General features: G+C 72.5%; 1 protein-coding gene. It reads left to right on the top strand.

Annotated elements, in window-relative coordinates; genetic code table 11:
- Positions 1-1,709: polyketide synthase dehydratase domain-containing protein (locus tag ACWC5O_RS45425; RefSeq protein ID WP_450781392.1), on the top strand; the 1,709-nt coding region annotated here is incomplete at both ends.

The following is a 1,709-nucleotide window of genomic DNA, read 5'->3' as shown; positions in this document are numbered from 1 at the left end:
GGCCGCAAGACGACCGCCCTGCGCGTCAGCCACGCCTTCCACTCCCCGCTGATGGAGCCCATGCTCGACGACTTCCGTGCCGTCGCCGAGACCCTGACCTACGGCGAACCCCGCCTGGCCATCGTCTCCACGCTCACCGGAACGGTCGCCGAACCCGGCGAACTGACGTCCCCCGACTACTGGGTGCGGCATGTCCGCCAGGCCGTTCGCTACGGGGACGCCGTGCGCACGCTGACCCGGCAGGGTGTGTCGCGGTTCGTGGAACTCGGCCCGGACGGCACGCTGACCGCGCTCGCGCAGGCGTGCCTGGACATGGACGATGACGGGCCTCTGTTGCTGCCGGCCCTGCGCAAGGACCGGCCGGAGGCCGGCGCGGTGCTGGCCGCGGTCTCCGGCCTGTTCACCCGAGGTGCGGAGGTGGACTGGCGTGCGGTGTTCGCGGGGGTCGGGGCCCGTTCGGTCGAGCTGCCGACGTACGCGTTCCAACGCAAGATCTACTGGCCGACCCCGGCAGGCGGTCGGCTCGTCGGCGATGTCTCCGGCCTCGGCCTCTCCGCCACCGATCATCCCCTCCTTGGAGCGGCCCTGGCGCCGGCCGACTCCGAAGGCGTGGTGTTCACCGGTCGTCTGTCGCTGCGGAGCCACCCGTGGCTGCGGGACCACATGGTCTCCGGCGCGGTCCTGTTCCCGGGCACCGGCTTCCTGGAACTCGTCCTGCGCGGGGCCGACCAGGTCGGGTGCGACCGGGTGGAGGAACTGACGATCGCGGTTCCGCTGGTCCTCCCCGAGCACGGCGGTGTGCGGGTCCAGGTGTTGGTCAACGGCCCGGACGAGGCGCGCCGCCGTGGCGTCAGTGTCTTCTCCCGCGCCGACGACGCCTCGGAGGACGAGGCGTGGACCCTCCATGCCACCGGTCTGGTGAGCGCCGAGGCCGGGGCTACACGGCCGGACGATGCCTTCGATTTCGGCGTGTGGCCGCCGCGGGATGCGGTGGCGGAGTCGGTGGAGGGTGTGTACGAGCGTTTCGCCGGGCTCGGGCTGTCGTACGGGCCGGTGTTCCAGGGGCTGCGTGCGATGTGGCGGCGAGGCGAAGAAGTCTTCGCCGAGGTGACGCTGCCCGAGGCGCACGAGGAGCTCGCGGACCGGTTCGGGATGCATCCGGCGCTGCTGGACTCAGTCCTCCACGCTGTCTTGCGGGGCGTGTTCGGTACCGACGGCTCGCTGCGGCTGCCGTTCTCGTGGGGCGGCGTGTCGCTGTGGGCCGCGGGAGCGCGCGAGCTGAGGGTGCGCGTGGCCTCGGTGGGGCCGGACGCGGTGGCGTTGGAACTGGCGGACACGACCGGAGGCGCGGTGGCCTCCGTGGACTCACTGGTGCTGCGCGAGGCGGCCGACGGGATCACGTCGGCGGACGGCGGCCCCCGAGACGGACTGTTCCAGCTCGACTGGGTGAGGGTGCCGGCTGCCGCCGGACCGGTCCCCTCGCTGACCGCCGGGCTGCCCGCTCCGGGTGAGGCCGTCGCCGATGACGTGCTGGTGCGGGTCGAGCGCCCCACCGGCAGTGAACCGACGGCTGCCCATGCCGTCGTCCTGAGCGCTCTCGAACTGGTGCGTGCCTGGCTGGGGGAGGAGCGGTTCGGGGAGTCCCGTCTGGTGTTCGTCACCGAAGGTGCGGTCGCCGTTGGTGAGGGGGCTGTGGATCCGGCTCTGGC

It is taken from the genome of Streptomyces sp. NPDC001450, from assembly GCF_053597295.1.
The sequence above is the reverse complement of the archived record's forward strand: the minus strand, read 5'-3'. Positions and strand labels throughout refer to the sequence as shown.